Source organism: Micromonospora sp. CPCC 205546, assembly GCF_036902715.1.
Classification (GTDB): domain Bacteria; phylum Actinomycetota; class Actinomycetes; order Mycobacteriales; family Micromonosporaceae; genus Micromonospora.
Genome location: NZ_JBAKHL010000020.1, coordinates 89,523 through 105,117, shown reverse-complemented (window position 1 = coordinate 105,117; position 15,595 = coordinate 89,523). Strand labels below are relative to the sequence as shown.

Sequence of the window (15,595 nt, the reverse complement as noted above, 5' to 3'; positions counted from 1 at the left end):
CGCCGACGAACTCAACGACCGCCCACGGATGACCCTGGGCTGGGCCACCCCAGGTGAGAAGATGACCCAGCTACTTGGTGTTGCAACCACCGGTTGAGCCCGCCAGAGGGGCCGGCAGCTTCCAAGATCTCCGTGCGGACGGTCAGCCCGGCCAGCCCGCTCGGCGAAGTGCCGTGCGGAGTTGGGCGACGACCTCGGCCGGGTGGGCGCGGAGGGCCCAGGACGGGAAACGGAGAACACGATCTCCTTCGACCCACAGGTCGTTCTGGCGGCGCATGTCGGCCCAGGCGGCGCGCGGGTCGAGATGCTGGCCGCCGTCGATCTCGACGTGCACCTTCCACTCCTCGAAGTACGCGTCGAGGTAGCGGCGCCGCCCGGTGGCGTCGTACCTGATCTTCTGCCGAGTGGGTTCGGGCAGTCCGGCGCGGCGCGCCAGAGTCAGGAAGTCCAGCTCGGCGAGGGAGTGCGCCCCGCCGCCCGCGTCCGTGGCGACGCTCAGGATCAGCTTCCGGCGACGCAGCCGTGGCATCCGGTCGAGGATCTCGCGCAGGTCCTCCTCGCACACGATCCGTTGCTGGAAGCCCGCCGCGACGATCGCCCGGGCCTCGGCGTCGGTACGCGCCCACTGTGCCGCGTCCACGACCGAACGGGCGGGCGTCGTCCGACGCGGCTGCCCGGCCCCGAGCACGTCTCGCTCCGGCAGATGGGTCGTCCGGTGTGCCACCACTCGTTGCGGCAGCTCGCGCCGCCGGCCAGCCGGCAGCAGGAGATGGATCGTCAGGTCGGGAAAGCCGCGCAGGCCTCCCGCCTGGGCGGCCGTGAGCCCGCCGAGCATCGCGCCCGGCCCGGCGGCCAGCACCGCGACCCACCGAAGCTGTGCGGGACCGATCGGCCCGTTGTGGGTGACGAAGACGGCACGGTGGACGTGTCGCCACCGTCCGCTGGTCACCCGGTGCCGGATCGCCTTGTGGGTCAGGTGTCGAAGCGCCTGGTCGAGGCTGATCACCTCGTCCTGCCGGAAGAGCAACCAGGCCAACTCGTCGGTGTCGTCGCCTGGCACCGCCCGACCCAGCGCCGCCAGCGATTGCGTGAAGCGAGGTCTCACGCCCCCACCCTGCCCACGCGGTCCCGCCTCGCGCTGCCCCTGTGGACAAGAAAGAGACCTTGGCAAGTCCCGGCCCTCCCAGGGGCCATCGCCTGCCAAGATCTCTTCCGTCAGCAGCTTCCGCCGCGCCCGGTCGGTCAGTCGGTGCTGGTGGTGGCCTTCTTCGGGGCGGCCTTCTTCGCCGGGGTCTTCCTGGCGGTGGTGGCCTTGGCCGTCGTGGTCTTCTTCGCCGCCGTCGACTTGGTCGCCGCGGCCGTCTTCTTCGCCGCCGTGGCCTTCTTGGCGGGCGCCTTCTTCGCGGGCGCCTTCTTCGCGGCGGTCTTCTTCGGCGCCGGCCCCTTGGCCCGCTTCTCGGCGAGCATCTCGGAGGCCTCCTCGATGCTCAGCGCCTCCGGGGTCTGGCCGCGGCGCAGCGACGCGTTCGTCTCGCCGTCGGTCACGTACGGGCCGAACCGGCCGTCCTTGATGACCAGCGGCTTCTCGGTCAGCGGGTCGACGCCCATCTCCCGCAGGGGAGGCGCGGCGGCCCGACGTTGGCGGGCCTTCGGGGCGGCGAGCAGGGCCAGCGCCTCGTCCAGCGTGACGGTGAACATCTTCTCTTCGGAGTCCAGCGAGCGGAACTCGTCACCGCGCTTGACGTACGGGCCGTAGCGGCCGTTGTTGGCGAAGACCTCGGCGCCGTCGGGGGCCAACCCGACCAGCCGGGGAAGGCTGAGCAGCTTCAGCGCCTCGTCGAAGGTCAGCGAGTCCGGCGACTGCGAGCGCAGCAGCGACGACTTGCGCTCGCCGCTGGCGACGTAGGGGCCGAAGCGGCCCGACTTGAGCAGGATCGGCTCACCGGTGCCCGGGTCGTCGCCGAGCTTGCGCTCGCCACCGCCGCCGAGGAACAGCTCGTGCACCTTCTCGGGGGTCAGCTCGTCGGGCGCGAGCCCCTCGGGGATCGGCGCCCGGTCGCCCTGGGCGCCGCCCTCCTCGCCCTCGGCGGCCGGCGCCTGCTGCTCGCCCGGCACCGCCCGCTGCAGGTACGGCCCGTAGCGGCCCACCCGCACGACGACCTCGCGGCCCTCGTCGTCGGTGAACAGCGGGATCGAGTTGACGCTGCGCGCGTCGATCTCGTTGAGGTTCTCGGTGACCAGCTTCTTCAGCCCGCCCGAGCGGGCGATGTCCTGGTCGCCGGCGCCGTTGGCGCTGCCGAAGTAGAACGCGGTGAGGAAGTCGACGGCGGCGTGGTCACCGCCGGCGATCTCGTCCAGCTCGTTCTCCATGCTGGCGGTGAAGTCGTAGTCGATCAGGCGCGGGTAGTGCCGTTCCAGCAGGCCGATCACCGCGAAGGCCAGGAAGGTCGGGATCATCGCCTGGCCGCGCTTGGTCACGTAGCCGCGGTCCTGGATGGTCTGCATGATCGACGCGTACGTCGAGGGGCGGCCGATGCCCAGCTCCTCGAGCGCCTTGACCAGCGAGGCCTCCGTGTAGCGCGATGGCGGCTGGGTGTGGTGGCCCTGCGCGGCCAGCTCGTCGGCGGTGAGCGGCTGGTCCTTGACCAGGTTGGGCAGGCGACGCTCGGCGTCCTCGGCCTCGGCGTTCTCGTCGTCGCTGGACTCGACGTACGCCCGCAGGAAGCCCGGGTCGGTGATGGTCTTGCCGGTGGCGCCGAAGTCGGCCTCCTCCTGCGCGGAGGAGACGGCGCGGATGCGCACCGACACGCTGGAGCCGACGGCGTCGGTCATCTGCGAGGCGATGGTGCGCCGCCAGATCAGCTCGTAGAGCTTGAACTCCTCGGCGGAGAGCTCCTTGGCCACGTCGCCCGGGGTGCGGAAGTTGTCCCCCGCCGGGCGGATCGCCTCGTGAGCCTCCTGCGCGTTCTTCACCTTGCCGGTGTAGCGGCGGGGCTCCGGCGGCACGCTGCGCTCGCCGTACAGCTCGACGATCTGCCGGCGGGCCGCCGTGATGGCGGTCTCCGACAGGTTCACCGAGTCGGTACGCATGTAGGTGATGTAGCCGTTCTCGTAGAGCCGCTGCGCGGTGCGCATCGTCTGCTGCGACGAGAACCGCAGCTTGCGGGCCGCCTCCTGCTGCAGCGTGGAGGTGATGAACGGCGCGTAGGGCCGGCGGCGGTAGGGCTTCTCCTCGACCCGGGTGACCTTGAACGGCCGACCCTCCAGCCGGGCCGCGAGCCCCCGGGCGCCGCCGGAGTCGAGGTGCACCACGCCGGCGCCGGCCTTCACCCGGCCGGTGGTCGGCTCGAAGTCCTTGCCGGTGGCGATCCGATCGCCGTTCAGCGCGACCAGGGTGGCGTTGAAGCTGCGCGGCCCCTCGCCGGCGTTCGTCACGGCGAGCGTGGCCAGGATGTCCCAGTATTCCGCCGTGCGGAAGGCCATCCGCTGCCGCTCGCGCTCCACCACGATCCGCGTCGCCACGGACTGCACCCGGCCCGCCGAGAGCTTCGGCATGACCTTCTTCCACAGCACGGGCGAGACCTCGTAGCCGTAGAGGCGGTCGAGGATGCGCCGGGCCTCCTGGGCGTCGACCAGGTCCCGGTCGATCTCGCGCGGGTTGGCCACCGCGGCCTGGATGGCCGGCTTGGTGATCTCGTGGAAGACCATCCGCTTGACCGGCACCTTGGGCTTGAGCGTCTCCACCAGGTGCCAGGCGATCGCCTCGCCCTCGCGGTCCTCATCCGTGGCCAGGAAGATCTCGTCGACCTCCTTGGCCAGCTTCACCAGCTTGCTGATCTGCTGCCTGCGGTCGGCGGAGACCACGTAGAGGGCGTGGAAGCCGTTGTCGACGTCCACCCCGAGGCGGGCCCACGGCTCGCCCTTGTACTTGGCCGGCACGTCGGCGGCGTTGCGCGGGAGGTCCCGGACGTGGCCGAAGCTGGCCTCCACGACGTATCCCGGGCCGAGATAGCCCGAGATCGTCTTGGCCTTCGCCGGTGACTCGACGATGACCAGACGGGTGGTTCCAGCGTTGCTCGGCACGTCTCTCCCCGACCTCACTCCTGCTCGCAGCCACCGACGCCCGGTTCGGGCCACTTTCGGCCCGCCGACCCTCGGCGGTCCGGATGTCCAACGTAACGCGCCGCCCGCGTTTCGGGTTTCGGGGGCGGCAAACCGCCCCGGCGCGTGGCGTCCCTCTGCACCGGCGGCTGGGCGTGCCGGACGGCGCCACCGTACACCGTGCGTGTGCCGTCGGGCAGGACACTGTGACGATGGCGGACCCTCGGCCGAGGCGCCACCCGGTCGTTTTCCGCAGGATTGCGCACTTGCTGTCCCGCATCGGACAGGCACTCGGGCGTCAGGAGCGGGCCGGCCAGTCGCCGGCCGGAGCGGCGGGCGGCGGGTCGCCGACCAGCTCGGCCAGGCGGGCGAGCCGCCGACGGCCGGTGATCCGGTACGCCGGGCCGCCCTCGCCGGGCGCGAGCAGCGCCCCGGAGAGGCCGACCGCGTCGAGCGCCGCGCCGACCGGCGCCCAGCACTCGGCGTCGGCGGCGCCGAGCCGCAGCAGGAAACCGGACGGCTCGGCGGCGCCCGCCGCGGCGAGCCAGAGCCGCAGCCGCCGCCCGTTGAGGTGGAAGCCGGCGGGCGGCCGCTTGCCGGTGCCGCGCAGCCAGGCCGTCGCGAGCGGCTTGAGCGTGCGGGCGTACGAGGTGCGCACCGCGTGTCGTCCGTCGGCGGTCGCCTCCCAGGTGGCCGCCACTCCGCGCAGCGCCAGCTCGGCGACGAGCACGTGCACCCGCCAGGCGGCGTCCACCACGACCGAGAGCCGGGCGGTGCCGCCCATCCGGACCACCTCCCCCGGGCCGGCCAGCAGCCCGGCGAGGTCGGCGAGGGAGGGGTCCGCCGCCTCCGCGCCGAAGAAGGTCAGCTGCCGGGCGGACCCGTCGGCGTCGGCCGGCGGGGGCGGGGCGGTACGACGGGCGGCCGGCGCGACCCGGTCCGCCGGCGCCGGGAAGAGCGCCGGCAGGGTCTCGCCGCCCGGCGGGTCACCGGTCCCGCTCAGCGGCACTCCGGCACCTCGTCGAAGGCGCGTTTCAACTCCTCGGAGTTGAGCCGGCTGGTGTCGAGCGCGCTGGCGTCGTACTCCTTGTTCAGGGTCTCCACGGCGGCCCGGACGCCGTCGTAGAAGACGGTGGGCTGGCCGGTGCCCAGCCCGTCGATGGTGTCGCGGGCACGGCCGTACGCGTCGCGCACCTTCGCCAGCGAGGCGCGGAAGCCGGCGGAGACCTCTTCGCCGTGCTCGGCCTCCGGGACGCCGGCCTCCTCGACCTTGCGCCGGGCGGTCTCGCTGGCCCGCTCCGCGCCGCCGAAGAGCCGCACGAGGTTCTCCTTGGCCTGTGCCGGGGTGGTCTGGGCGGTCATCTGCTGGTCCGTGCTGCTGGTCAGCTTGCTGATCTCGGCCCGCCACGGGGTGAGCGCGGAGCAGACCGACGCCGCCCACGCCCGCGGGCTGGGGCCGCCGCCACAGCCGGCCGTCACGAGTACGAGCGTGGCCACGACCACCGTGAGCTTTCCGGCGGCTGCCGCCCGGCACGTGCGCATGCGTTGCAGCGTACGGCCTCTGTCGAGTCCGGGCAGCGGACAGGTTTGCCGCAGGCACGGGCGGTCCCCGGCCGGCCGCGCGGGCCGACCGGGGACCGGGACAGGGGACGGATCAGGCGTTGACCGTCTCCGGCCGCTGGTCCGCGCTGCCCGCGCCCGAGCCGGAGTCGGAGTCCGACATCGCCACACCCTTGCGCTTGCTGAACACCACCGCCGCGACGATGATCAGCGTCGCCACCACGGCGATCCCCACCCGCAGGGCGGTGTTCCGCTCGTCGCCGATGCTCCAGGCCACCACGGCCGGCGCGATCAGCAGCGAGACCAGGTTCATCACCTTGAGCAGCGGGTTGATCGCCGGGCCGGCGGTGTCCTTGAACGGGTCGCCGACGGTGTCGCCGATGACCGTCGCGGCGTGCGACTCGGAGCCCTTGCCGCCGTACGCGCCGTCCTCGACGAGCTTCTTGGCGTTGTCCCAGGCGCCGCCGGAGTTGGACAGGAAGACCGCCATCAGCGTGCCGGCACCGATCGCGCCGGCCAGGTACGCCGCCAGCGCGCCCGGCCCGAGGCCGAAGCCCACCGCGATCGGCGCGAGGATGGCGAGCAGGCCGGGGGTGATCAGCTCGCGCTGCGCGTCCCGGGTGCAGATGTCGACGACCTTGCCGTACTCGGGGCGCTGGGTGCCGTCCATGATGCCGGGCAGCTCGCGGAACTGCCGGCGTACCTCCATCACGACCGCGCCCGCCGAGCGGGAGACCGCGTTGATGGCCAGGCCGGAGAAGAGGAACACCACCGCGGCGCCGATGATCAGGCCGACCAGGTTGCGCGGGTTCGCCACGTTCAGCGAGTTGAGGATCTCGGCACCGACGTCACCCACCCCGGCGTCGGCGTACGCGCTGCGCAGCGTGTCGGTGTACGAGCCGAACAGCGCCGTCGCGGCGAGCACCGCCGTGGCGATCGCGATGCCCTTGGTGATCGCCTTGGTGGTGTTGCCGACCGCGTCCAGCTCGGTCAGCGTCTGGGCGCCGTGCTCGTCGATGTCGCCGGACATCTCCGCCACACCCTGGGCGTTGTCGGAGATCGGGCCGAAGGTGTCCATCGCGACGATGACGCCGACCGTGGTGAGCAGGCCGGTGCCGGCCAGCGCCACTGCGAACAGCGAGAGCGTGATGGAGCTGCCGCCGAGCAGGAACGCGCCGAACACGCCGGCGCCGATCAGCAGCGCCGAGTAGACCGCCGACTCCAGCCCGACGCTGATGCCGGCGAGGATGACGGTGGCGGCGCCGGTCTGCGAGCTCTTGCCGATGTCCTGCACCGGGCGCCGGTTGGTCTCGGTGAAGTAGCCGGTCAGCGCCTGGATCGCCGCGGCCAGCACGATGCCGATGACGACCGCGCCGATGGCGACGGTCCGCGGGTTCTCGCTGACGTCGGTCAGCCCACCCTCCAGCTCGGCGAAGGTGGCCGGCAGGTACGCGTACGTGGCGATCGCCACCAGCACCGCGGAGAGCACCGCCGAGATGTAGAAGGCCCGGTTGATCGCGGTCAGGGCGTTGCGGTCGGAGGCGCGCAGCCGGGTGATGAAGACGCCGACGATCGCGATCAGCACGCCGATGGTGGAGACGATCAGCGGGAAGACCAGGCCCTGCTCGCCGAAGGCGGCGCGGCCGAGGATCAGCGCGGCGACCAGCGTGACCGCGTACGACTCGAAGAGGTCGGCGGCCATGCCGGCGCAGTCGCCAACGTTGTCGCCCACGTTGTCGGCGATGGTGGCGGCGTTGCGCGGGTCGTCCTCGGGGATGCCCTGCTCGACCTTGCCGACCAGGTCGGCGCCGACGTCGGCGGCCTTGGTGAAGATGCCGCCGCCGACCCGCATGAACATGGCGAGCAGCGCGGCGCCGAAGCCGAAGCCCTCCAGCACGGTCGGCGCGTCGCTGCGGTAGAAGAGCACGACCAGCGCGGCGCCGAAGAGGCCGAGGCCGACGGTGAGGAAGCCGACCACGCCACCCGTGCGGAAGGCGATCTTCATGGCGGCTTCCCGGCCGCCCTCGCGTTCCCGGGCGGCGGCGGCGACCCGCAGGTTGGCCCTGGTGGCCAGCCACATGCCGGCGCCGCCGATGAACGCACTGAACAGCGCGCCCACGACGAAGAAGACCGACCGGCCGATCTTCACCGCCGTCTCGCTGCCGTCGGTGTCGTGCACCGGCAGCAGGAACAGCAGCACCACGGCGACGACCACGAAGATCGCCAGGGTCCGGAACTGTCGCAGCAGGTAGGCCGAGGCGCCCTCCTGGACCGCGCCGGAGATCTCCTGCATTTTGTTGGTGCCCTTGCCGGCGGCCAGCACGGCCTTCGTCAGCGCGCCGGCGAAGGCGAGCGCCACCAACGCGATGACCGCGGCGATGACGACGTACGTGACGTTGTTCCCGGTGAGGGAGATCCCGCCGCCCTCGGCGGCCAAGGTGTCGGACATCTGTGTCCTCCTGTACCGAACGCTCGCGCCGGCCGGTGGCAGCGCACCGCCCGGCGCCTGGATGCGGAGTCGCAAGCGCGCGCCACCCCACCCCGGGCGGACCAGCGTTGAGTTCCCGCTGGCTGCGGGATGGATCACTTGCTGACAACTCGCGTACTGTAGCCCTCCACAGTGTTGGAGGTCACACCGAGGGGGCACCGCGCCCCGATGATCTCCGTCGCTGTGTTATGAGGAAAAATCTGATATAGGAGCCCATCCATGGCACAGAGGCCGCGCCCCGGCGGGGCACGGCCTCTGGCGACGTACGACGCCCTCGGCGAGGGCGGGAGGATCAGCTCAGCGGCCCACGGGCCAGACCATCCGCACCTCGGTGCCGATGCCGTCCTCGACGGGGCGGACCTGGAGGTCCTCGACGAAACCGGCCAGCAGCGCGAAGCCGACGCCGGTGGTGAGGTCGTCCTCGTCGAGCGACTCGTTGGCGAGCTGGTCGGCGTTCAGCGCGGCCAGCCCGAGGCCGGCCTCGATGGGCGCACGGTCGACGACACGCACCGCGTACGCCCCCGTGTCGGACATCTCCACGAGCACGGGCTCGGGCACGCCGTACTGGCGGTGCAGGGCGACCGCGCGGGTGCACGCCTCGCCGATGGCCAGCCGCACCTCGTCGAGCAACTCCTCGCGGACCCCGGCCCGCCGGGCGACCGCCACCCCGACCAGGCGCGCGGTGCGCACGTGCACCGGGGCCGGCGAGAAGGAGAGCTTGACCGTGGCCATCAGACGCCGGTGCCGGCCGGGTCGGCGCCGATCGCCGCATCGACCGTGGGATGCAGCGGGAAGACCTGGTCGAGTGCGGTGATCCGGAAGATCTTGAGCAGCGGCTCCTTGTCGCAGACCAGCGCGAACGAGCCGCCGGCCGCGCGCAGCCGCTTGAGCGCGCCGACCAGCACGCCCAACCCGGTGGAGTCGAGGAAGTCCACGCGCCCCAGGTCGACCACGACGTGGCGGGCCCCGCCGTCGATCAGCTCGAGGAGCCGTTCCCGCAGCCGCGGCGCGGTGTAGACGTCCACCTCACCGCCGACTTCGAGCACCGTGTGCTCGGCCACGGTGCGGGTCGCCAGCGACAGCTCCATCGGTCCTCCCTCGCAAGAGCCGTAAACTCTCCTGGGCATCTAACCATCCCCGCCGGAAGCCGGCTCTGCTCACCGGCGGAGGCTTCCCCTTACCCCGGCCCCCCGTTTTCCATCTCCGAACACCAGTGCGAGAGTGCAGGACGTGACCACCGACGGCTCCAGCTCGGCGCGGCCGTCACCGCGCCGCGACCCGGAGTCGTCGCCGGCGGCCACCATCCTCGCGGGCGGCGGCCCCGGGCGTACGCCGGCCGACCTGCTGGGCCGGTTGCGCGCCCGTACCGGCGCCGACCCGGTCACCCACGTGCAGCGGGTGCCGGCGCGGGCCGGCGAGCCCGCCCCGTGGCCGGACTGGGCACCGCAGGAGCTGCGCGCGGCGTTCGCCCGGCGCGGCGTGGTCGCGCCCTGGCGGCACCAGGCGCAGGCGGCCACCCTGGCCCACGACGGCCGGCACGTGGTGGTGGCCACCGGCACCGCGTCCGGCAAGTCCCTGGCCTACCAGCTTCCCGCCCTGGCCACCCTGCTCGCCGACCCCCGGGCCACCGTGCTCTACCTGGCGCCGACGAAGGCGCTGGCCGCCGACCAGTTGCGCGCCGTCGCCGCGCTGGAGCTGGAGGGCGTACGCCCCGCCTGCTACGACGGCGACACCCCGCGCGCCGAGCGGGAGTGGATCCGCAAGCACTCCCGGTTCGTGCTGACCAACCCGGACATGCTGCACCACGGCATCCTGCCCGGGCACGCCCAGTGGTCCGGTTTCCTGCGCCGGCTCACGTACGTGGTGATCGACGAGTGCCACACCTACCGGGGCGTCTTCGGCTCGCACGTCGCGCACGTGCTGCGCCGGCTGCGGCGGCAGTGCGCCCGGTTCCGCAGCACGCCCGTCTTCGTGCTGGCCTCGGCCACCTCCGGCGACCCGGCGACGGCGGCCGGGCGGCTCACCGGGCTGCCCGTCACCGCCGTCACCGAGGACACCTCGCCGCGCGGCGGGGTGACGTTCGCGCTCTGGGAGCCGCCGCTGCTGCCGCCGGATGCCGCCGCCGACCCGCAGGCGGACCTCACCCAGGTCCGCCGCTCGGCGCTGCGGGAGACGGCCGACCTGCTCGCCGACACGGTCGCCGAGGGGGTACGCACGCTGGCCTTCGTACGCTCCCGGCGCGGCGCCGAGGTGGTCGCCGCGAACGCCCGCCGGTCCCTCGACGAGGCGGTGCCCGGGCTCGGCGACCGGGTGGCCGCCTACCGGGCCGGCTACCTGCGCGAGGAACGACGCGAACTGGAACGGGCGCTGCTGCACGGCGACCTGCTCGGGCTGGCCTCGACCAACGCGCTGGAGCTGGGCGTCGACCTGGTCGGCCTCGACGCGGTGCTGATCTGCGGCTACCCGGGCACCCGCGCCTCCCTGTGGCAGCAGGCCGGCCGGGCGGGGCGCTCCGGGCAGGAGGCGCTCGCCGTGCTGGTCGCCCGGGACGACCCGCTCGACACCTATCTCGTGCACCATCCCGAGGCGGTCTTCGGGCGACCGGTGGAGGCCACCGTGCTCGACCCGGCCAACCCGTACGTGCTGGCCCCCCAGCTCGCCTGCGCGGCGGCCGAGGCGCCGCTTACCCCCGACGACCTGGCACTCTTCGGCGACGGGGCGAAGGAGGCGGTGGACCAGCTGGTGGCGGCCGGGGCGCTGCGGCAGCGGCCGACCGGCTGGTACTGGCGGCACCGGGAACGGCCGGAGGTGGACCTGCGCGGCGAGGGCGGCGCGCCGGTCTGCGTGGTGGAGGCGGCGACCGGGCGGCTGCTCGGCACCGTCGACGGCGGCTCGTCACACTTCCTGCTGCACCCCGGCGCGGTCTACCTGCACCAGGGCGTCTCGTACGTGGTCGACTCGCTCGACCTGGCCGACGGGTGCGCGCTGGTGCACCCCGAGGAGCCGGACTGGTCCACCCACGCCCGCGACGTCACCTCGCTGTCGGTGGTGTCGGTCCGCTCGTACGTGGACGCCGGCCCCGTCGGGCTCTTCCTCGGCGAGGTCGACGTGACCAGCCAGGTGGTGTCGTACCAGCGGCGGCGCATCGCCACCGGCGAGGTCATCGACACCCGCCCGCTGGACCTGCCGGCCCGGGAACTGCGCACGGTCGCGGTCTGGTTCACCCTGTCGCCGCAGTCGCTGACGGCCGCCGGGGTGGAGCCCACCGACGTACCGGGCGCGCTGCACGCCGCCGAGCACGCCGCGATCGGCCTGCTGCCGCTGACGGCGACCTGCGACCGCTGGGACATCGGTGGGCTCTCCACGGCGGTGCACCCGGACACCGAGGCCCCGACCGTCTTCGTCTACGACGGGCACCCGGGTGGGGCGGGCTTCGCCGAGCGCGCGTACGGGACGGCGTCGGCGTGGCTGCGGGCCACCCGGGACGCGATCGCGGAGTGCGGCTGCGAGACGGGCTGCCCGTCCTGCGTGCAGTCCCCGAAGTGTGGCAACGGCAACAACCCGCTCTCCAAGCCGGACGCGGTCAAGGTGCTGGACGTGGTGCTCGCCAACCTGCCCGACGGCGTCCCGGCCCCCCGCACGTCCGGCGATCCGTCCGGCGACTCCGGCGTCCCGTCCGGCGGCTCGGCCGACGATCCGTCCGGCGGCGCGTCAGTTGTTCCGTCCGGTGGCGGCGTCGCGGTCCCGGGCCGCCGCGCGGTTCGGGGTGCCGCCGTTGCGGGCGATCCCCCGGTTCCGGGGGAACGCCTCGCTCCGGACGACGTCGCCCCGGGCCCCGGGGGTCCGGAGGGCTCCCCGTCCCGGGTGGTGGAGACCGGTTCGGGGGACGCCCCCGTCCCGGGTGGTGGAAAGCAGGCATAGAACCCCTTCTCTCGGGGCAACGAGGACGTGGGAGCGCTTCCATCGCTGCTCGCGGATCCTTGCCGTGTTTCCCGTCGAAGGAGGAGTCGTGGCCGACACCATCGCCGAGACCGTCGACCTGCTCTACACGATCGACCAGGAGAAACTCACTCCCGACCAGCAGATCGCCCTGGGCACCGCACTCGCGAGCCTGGCGCAGGCCGAGCGCCTGGAACAGATCAACGAGCGGCTGCGCAGCATCCACCAGGTCCTCAACGCGTGGGCGCTCAAGGCCACCGTCGACGGAGGCCGGTGACCCCGCTCCGCGCGGCACAGCACGGCCACGGCGGGGTCGCGGGGCGCGGCGGGGTTGCCGGTCGGACGGCGCCGCCGGGCCGGCACGGTAGCGGGTCGGGCAGCGCGGCAGGGTCCGGACGGCGTGGCGGGGTCGGCCGGAACCGCCGTGTTCTGGCAGGTCGGGCCGCGTAGCCTGCGAGGAGGGACGCGCGACCTGTCGACGGCGGCACGGGTGAAGCTGTGCGACACTCCGGCGACCCCTCGAAGGAGAATCATGCAACTCGACAACTTGCAGGCTCAGCAGCAGTTCCACATCCGGCAGCGGCTCCGGATGATGGTCAACCAGTACGAGGTCCACGCCGTGGCACCGGACGGCTCCGAAGGTGGCCTGCTGGCGTTCGCCCAGCAGAAGCGGCTCGCCTTCAAGGAGCAGGTGACGATCTACACCGACGACTCGAAGCAGCAGCCCCTGCTCGGGTTCAAGGCCCGCCAGCGCCTCGACATCGGCGCCACGTACGACGTGACCGACCACGCCGGCAACCCGATCGGCCTGTTCCGCAAGGACTTCGCCCAGTCCCTGCTGCGGTCCACGTGGCACGTCGAGCAGGCCGGCCTGCCGCAGGTCACCGGCCAGGAGCGGAGCATGCCGGTGGCGCTGCTGCGCCGGTTCGTCGACTCGCTGTCCTGGCTGCCCTACCACTTCGACTTCGTCGCCAACGGCCAGCCGGTCTTCTCGGTGATCAAGCAGTGGGGCCTGCGCGACCGGTACGTCGTCCAGATCCACAACCCGCAGGTCGACCGCCGCCTCGTGATCGCGATGGCCGTCGCCCTCGACGCCCTCCAGGGACGCTGATCCGTCCGGGCCGGGGTATCGACTCCCGGCACCCCGGCCCGGGCACGGCCCGAGCCCGGCATGGCGAGGGGTCATTAGGCTCGCCCGCATGTCAGATCCGGTGCCCGACACTCGTTCGGCTCGTCAGTTGGTGCGGGCCTCCGACGACGTGATCGGCGGCATCGCGCAACAGGTGCAGCCGCCGCCAAGCCTGCCGAACCCGGACCGGAACCCGATCACGACAGCAGCATGGGCCTTTCTCTTCACCTGGCCGCCGACCCTCGTCGTGCTTGTGGCCGCGACAGTCGCCGTGCCTTCGGAGACCAACGACGCTGGCGTTGGTACGGCAGCGATCTGGGCGCTGGATATCGCCCTGCTGATCGCGATCGCGGCGTCGATCAGCACGATCTGGCAGCACGACCCCAAGCCCGGCCCGGACGGCACGCCACAGCCAATTCAGCGGGTTCTGCTACGCGTGGCGGCCCAGGCGCTGCTCACCGGTGCCTGCGCCTGGCTCGTGCTGGCGCTGCACGGGCTCACCACCGGCCAGATCGCCTTGCTGGTCGTCGCGCTCATTGTCGTGCTGAACCTCCTGCCCGTGATCGCCGCCCGGCTGCTGCACTGGGGTCGCGGGCGCAGCGGGACGCCGCCCACCAGGGCCTGAACCACTCGCCGCCGCGCTACCCGCCCTGGGCGCCAGCGATCCGGGCCGCCTCCTCGCGCGCCCGGTTCACGATCGTCTCCGCCTCCCGCCGCGCGGTGTTGACGAGTTCCTCGGATTCGCGTCGTGCCGCGTTGCGGTGGTCTTCCGCCTGTTTCTCTGCGAGCCTGAGGATCTGTTCCACCCGGGTGCCGAGACCGCTGAGCGTCGGCCGCGTCTGATCCTGCCACCGTTGCTCTTTGGCAGCCGTTCTCTCCGCAGCCGGCATGGAAGTGATCAACCAGGCGTTTCCGTCAGGGTCGACCGTGTTGTCCCGCACTGGCTCAGATCTCGAGGTGCCGGCCAGGGAGAGGCCGACACCGAGCACGGCGACCGCGACACCGGGCCAGCCAGCGTCCGCGCCGAGGGACGAGCCGACGGCGACTCCGATACCCAGCCCGATAAGGATCGCAGCGGTCCTGACCGGCTTTCTCATGGTCCTCCTCCAGCGGTGCGTTCGGAGCTGAGCTTCCTGCCCCAGCGTGGCGAGCGACGTCCACCCCGAACGACACCTCTCCGCACGAGCCAGCGAGTGAGACATGGGCCACCGTGCGGCGGATGGAAGCCCATTTTCCGTGCCGTTTGCGCGACCACCCCGCCGATTGGCGGGTTGATCACCAACCTCGCTGGTCGTATGAAGATCGCCGTCGTGCCATTGCTGCCCCCTTGGCAGCCACGATCGACGAAGCTCGCCTGCCGGGACGGCATGCCTCCGCTCTGCCCAGCCCGGCGGCTTGGTGCGCAGCAGGGGTTCAGCCGCGCACCGGGCCGGCACGGGCACTGGCCGTCGCCACCCGCGCCACCCTCGGCAGCGGGTTGACGGCAACCTCCACGGTCACCAGGACATCGAGACCGTCGAGCCGACAGGCGAGCAGCCGGCCACCGTTGGCGGCGGCGATGTCGGCCGCCCGCCCGCAAGCGGCCGCCTCGCCCCACAGCCCGCGGCCGGCACCGGCCAGCGCGCCGAGATCCGCCGCCACCCGGGCCTGTTGCCGGGCGACTCGGGCCGCGCCGACGGCGGCACCGAACGACCCGACCAGGACGAACACCAGCCCCACCGCGAGCAGACACACGGTCGCCCCACCACGCTCCCCCGCGCTACCGCCTGAGCCTCGAGCCGACCGGTCACCGAAGCACCGGTGCCCGCTCACCGTCCACCCGCTGGAGCACCCGGGACCGGTGTGGCAACTCCCGCGACCCCGGGTTCCACCGCGGCGACCGCCGTCGCGGTCACGGAGATCCGGGGTAGCCGGGAGCCGAGTGCGCGTACGGGTGCCCGGACGGTGGCGACGACCCGCTGGCCGTCGACGGTGACGGTCACCTCCGCTCCCGGCGGGGCCGCACCGCTGGCTGCGGCGTCCCCGTCGGCGCCCCGGGAGGCGGCCAGCGCCGCCTCCCGGGCCGCGTGCAGGCAACCCGCCCTCGTGCCGACGGCGTTGACCGTCGACAGTCCGGCGAGCAGGAGCAGCAGGAGCGCCGGCAGGCCGGCCGCCAGTTCGGCGGTGAAGGAACCCCGGTCACGGCTGACCGACCGGCGCTCGGTCACTTGAGCGCCCGGTCGATGACGGCGGTCAACGCGGACTGCACGTTTCCCGAGGTCAGCACCTTCAGCAGGATCCCGGCGAAGGCGACCGCGGCCAGGGTGCCGACGGCGTACTCGGCGGTGTTCATTCCGGCGTCCCCGCGTAGGCGGGCGAGCAGTTTGCGCACGTTCTTG

At 72.8% G+C, this 15,595-nt stretch carries 13 protein-coding genes and 2 pseudogenes; 4 read left to right on the top strand and 11 right to left on the bottom strand.

Annotation, left to right across the window (positions count from 1 at the left end; translation table 11 throughout):
* Positions 1-142 precede the first annotated feature (142 nt).
* The 7 genes from V6U77_RS12655 to V6U77_RS12625 form a co-directional block, all read right to left on the bottom strand.
* A complete protein-coding gene (locus V6U77_RS12655; RefSeq protein ID WP_334606472.1) occupies positions 143-1,105 on the bottom strand; it encodes a DUF559 domain-containing protein in 963 nt (320 codons plus the stop codon).
* A gap of 137 nt (positions 1,106-1,242) precedes the next feature.
* Positions 1,243-4,083 (bottom strand): type I DNA topoisomerase, encoded by a 2,841-nt coding sequence (gene topA, locus V6U77_RS12650; protein WP_334606471.1) that lies wholly within the window; start codon positions 4,081-4,083, stop codon positions 1,243-1,245.
* Positions 4,084-4,399: 316 nt separating this feature from the next.
* Positions 4,400-5,110, bottom strand: a complete 711-nt coding sequence (locus V6U77_RS12645) for a hypothetical protein (RefSeq protein WP_334606470.1) — start codon at positions 5,108-5,110, stop codon at positions 4,400-4,402.
* The gene (locus tag V6U77_RS12640; RefSeq protein WP_334606469.1) at positions 5,101-5,643 is read right to left on the bottom strand and encodes a hypothetical protein; all 543 of its coding nucleotides are present in this window, start codon (positions 5,641-5,643) and stop codon (positions 5,101-5,103) included. Before V6U77_RS12640 ends, V6U77_RS12645 begins: the two co-directional genes overlap by 10 nt.
* A gap of 112 nt (positions 5,644-5,755) precedes the next feature.
* On the bottom strand, positions 5,756-8,110 hold the full coding sequence (locus tag V6U77_RS12635; protein WP_334606468.1) for a sodium-translocating pyrophosphatase: 2,355 nt from the start codon (positions 8,108-8,110) through the stop codon (positions 5,756-5,758).
* A gap of 336 nt (positions 8,111-8,446) precedes the next feature.
* Positions 8,447-8,881 carry an ATP-binding protein gene (locus tag V6U77_RS12630; protein WP_334606467.1) on the bottom strand — a complete coding sequence of 145 codons (435 nt, stop codon included), beginning with the start codon at positions 8,879-8,881 and terminating at the stop codon, positions 8,447-8,449.
* The gene (locus V6U77_RS12625; protein WP_334606466.1) at positions 8,881-9,237 is read right to left on the bottom strand and encodes an STAS domain-containing protein; all 357 of its coding nucleotides are present in this window, start codon (positions 9,235-9,237) and stop codon (positions 8,881-8,883) included. Before V6U77_RS12625 ends, V6U77_RS12630 begins: the two co-directional genes overlap by 1 nt.
* A gap of 214 nt (positions 9,238-9,451) precedes the next feature.
* On the opposite strand from V6U77_RS12625, the pseudogene V6U77_RS12620 reads away from it, so the two are divergent.
* From V6U77_RS12620 to V6U77_RS12605, 4 genes and pseudogenes are all read left to right on the top strand, one after another.
* Positions 9,452-11,794 (top strand): annotated as a pseudogene (locus tag V6U77_RS12620) (DEAD/DEAH box helicase); the annotation flags it as partial.
* A 364-nt stretch (positions 11,795-12,158) separates the two neighbouring features.
* On the top strand, positions 12,159-12,365 hold the full coding sequence (locus V6U77_RS12615; protein ID WP_121397051.1) for a hypothetical protein: 207 nt from the start codon (positions 12,159-12,161) through the stop codon (positions 12,363-12,365).
* A 255-nt stretch (positions 12,366-12,620) separates the two neighbouring features.
* Entirely contained in the window at positions 12,621-13,199 is a 579-nt protein-coding gene (locus V6U77_RS12610) for a hypothetical protein (RefSeq protein WP_334606465.1), read from the top strand.
* 88 nt (positions 13,200-13,287) lie between these two features.
* A complete protein-coding gene (locus tag V6U77_RS12605) occupies positions 13,288-13,842 on the top strand; it encodes a hypothetical protein (RefSeq protein WP_334606464.1) in 555 nt (184 codons plus the stop codon).
* Between the two features lie 43 nt (positions 13,843-13,885).
* Here the strand turns inward: V6U77_RS12605 and V6U77_RS12600 are convergent.
* The 4 genes and pseudogenes from V6U77_RS12600 to V6U77_RS12585 form a co-directional block, all read right to left on the bottom strand.
* Positions 13,886-14,056, bottom strand: a pseudogene (locus tag V6U77_RS12600) (cell division protein DivIVA); the annotation flags it as partial.
* 574 nt (positions 14,057-14,630) lie between these two features.
* Positions 14,631-15,029 carry an Rv3654c family TadE-like protein gene (locus tag V6U77_RS12595; protein ID WP_334606463.1) on the bottom strand — a complete coding sequence of 133 codons (399 nt, stop codon included), beginning with the start codon at positions 15,027-15,029 and terminating at the stop codon, positions 14,631-14,633.
* Positions 15,026-15,424 (bottom strand): TadE family type IV pilus minor pilin, encoded by a 399-nt coding sequence (locus V6U77_RS12590; protein WP_334606462.1) that lies wholly within the window; start codon positions 15,422-15,424, stop codon positions 15,026-15,028. The genes V6U77_RS12595 and V6U77_RS12590 overlap by 4 nt, the downstream gene beginning before the upstream one ends.
* Complete coding sequence (locus V6U77_RS12585; protein WP_208418639.1) at positions 15,421-15,549, bottom strand: DUF4244 domain-containing protein; 129 nt, start codon at positions 15,547-15,549, stop codon at positions 15,421-15,423. The genes V6U77_RS12590 and V6U77_RS12585 overlap by 4 nt, the downstream gene beginning before the upstream one ends.
* Positions 15,550-15,595: the final 46 nt, after the last annotated feature.

Excerpts from the sequence above, each read along its gene's own strand:
- V6U77_RS12640 (WP_334606469.1), bottom strand. The coding sequence starts at position 5,643 with ATGCGCACGTGCCGGGCGGCAGCCGCCGGAAAGCTCACGGTGGTCGTG.
- V6U77_RS12635 (WP_334606468.1), bottom strand. The coding sequence starts at position 8,110 with ATGTCCGACACCTTGGCCGCCGAGGGCGGCGGGATCTCCCTCACCGGG.
- V6U77_RS12630 (WP_334606467.1), bottom strand. The coding sequence starts at position 8,881 with ATGGCCACGGTCAAGCTCTCCTTCTCGCCGGCCCCGGTGCACGTGCGC.
- V6U77_RS12625 (WP_334606466.1), bottom strand. The coding sequence starts at position 9,237 with ATGGAGCTGTCGCTGGCGACCCGCACCGTGGCCGAGCACACGGTGCTC.
- V6U77_RS12610 (WP_334606465.1), top strand. The coding sequence starts at position 12,621 with ATGCAACTCGACAACTTGCAGGCTCAGCAGCAGTTCCACATCCGGCAG.
- V6U77_RS12605 (WP_334606464.1), top strand. The coding sequence starts at position 13,288 with ATGTCAGATCCGGTGCCCGACACTCGTTCGGCTCGTCAGTTGGTGCGG.
- V6U77_RS12585 (WP_208418639.1), bottom strand. The coding sequence starts at position 15,549 with ATGAACACCGCCGAGTACGCCGTCGGCACCCTGGCCGCGGTCGCCTTC.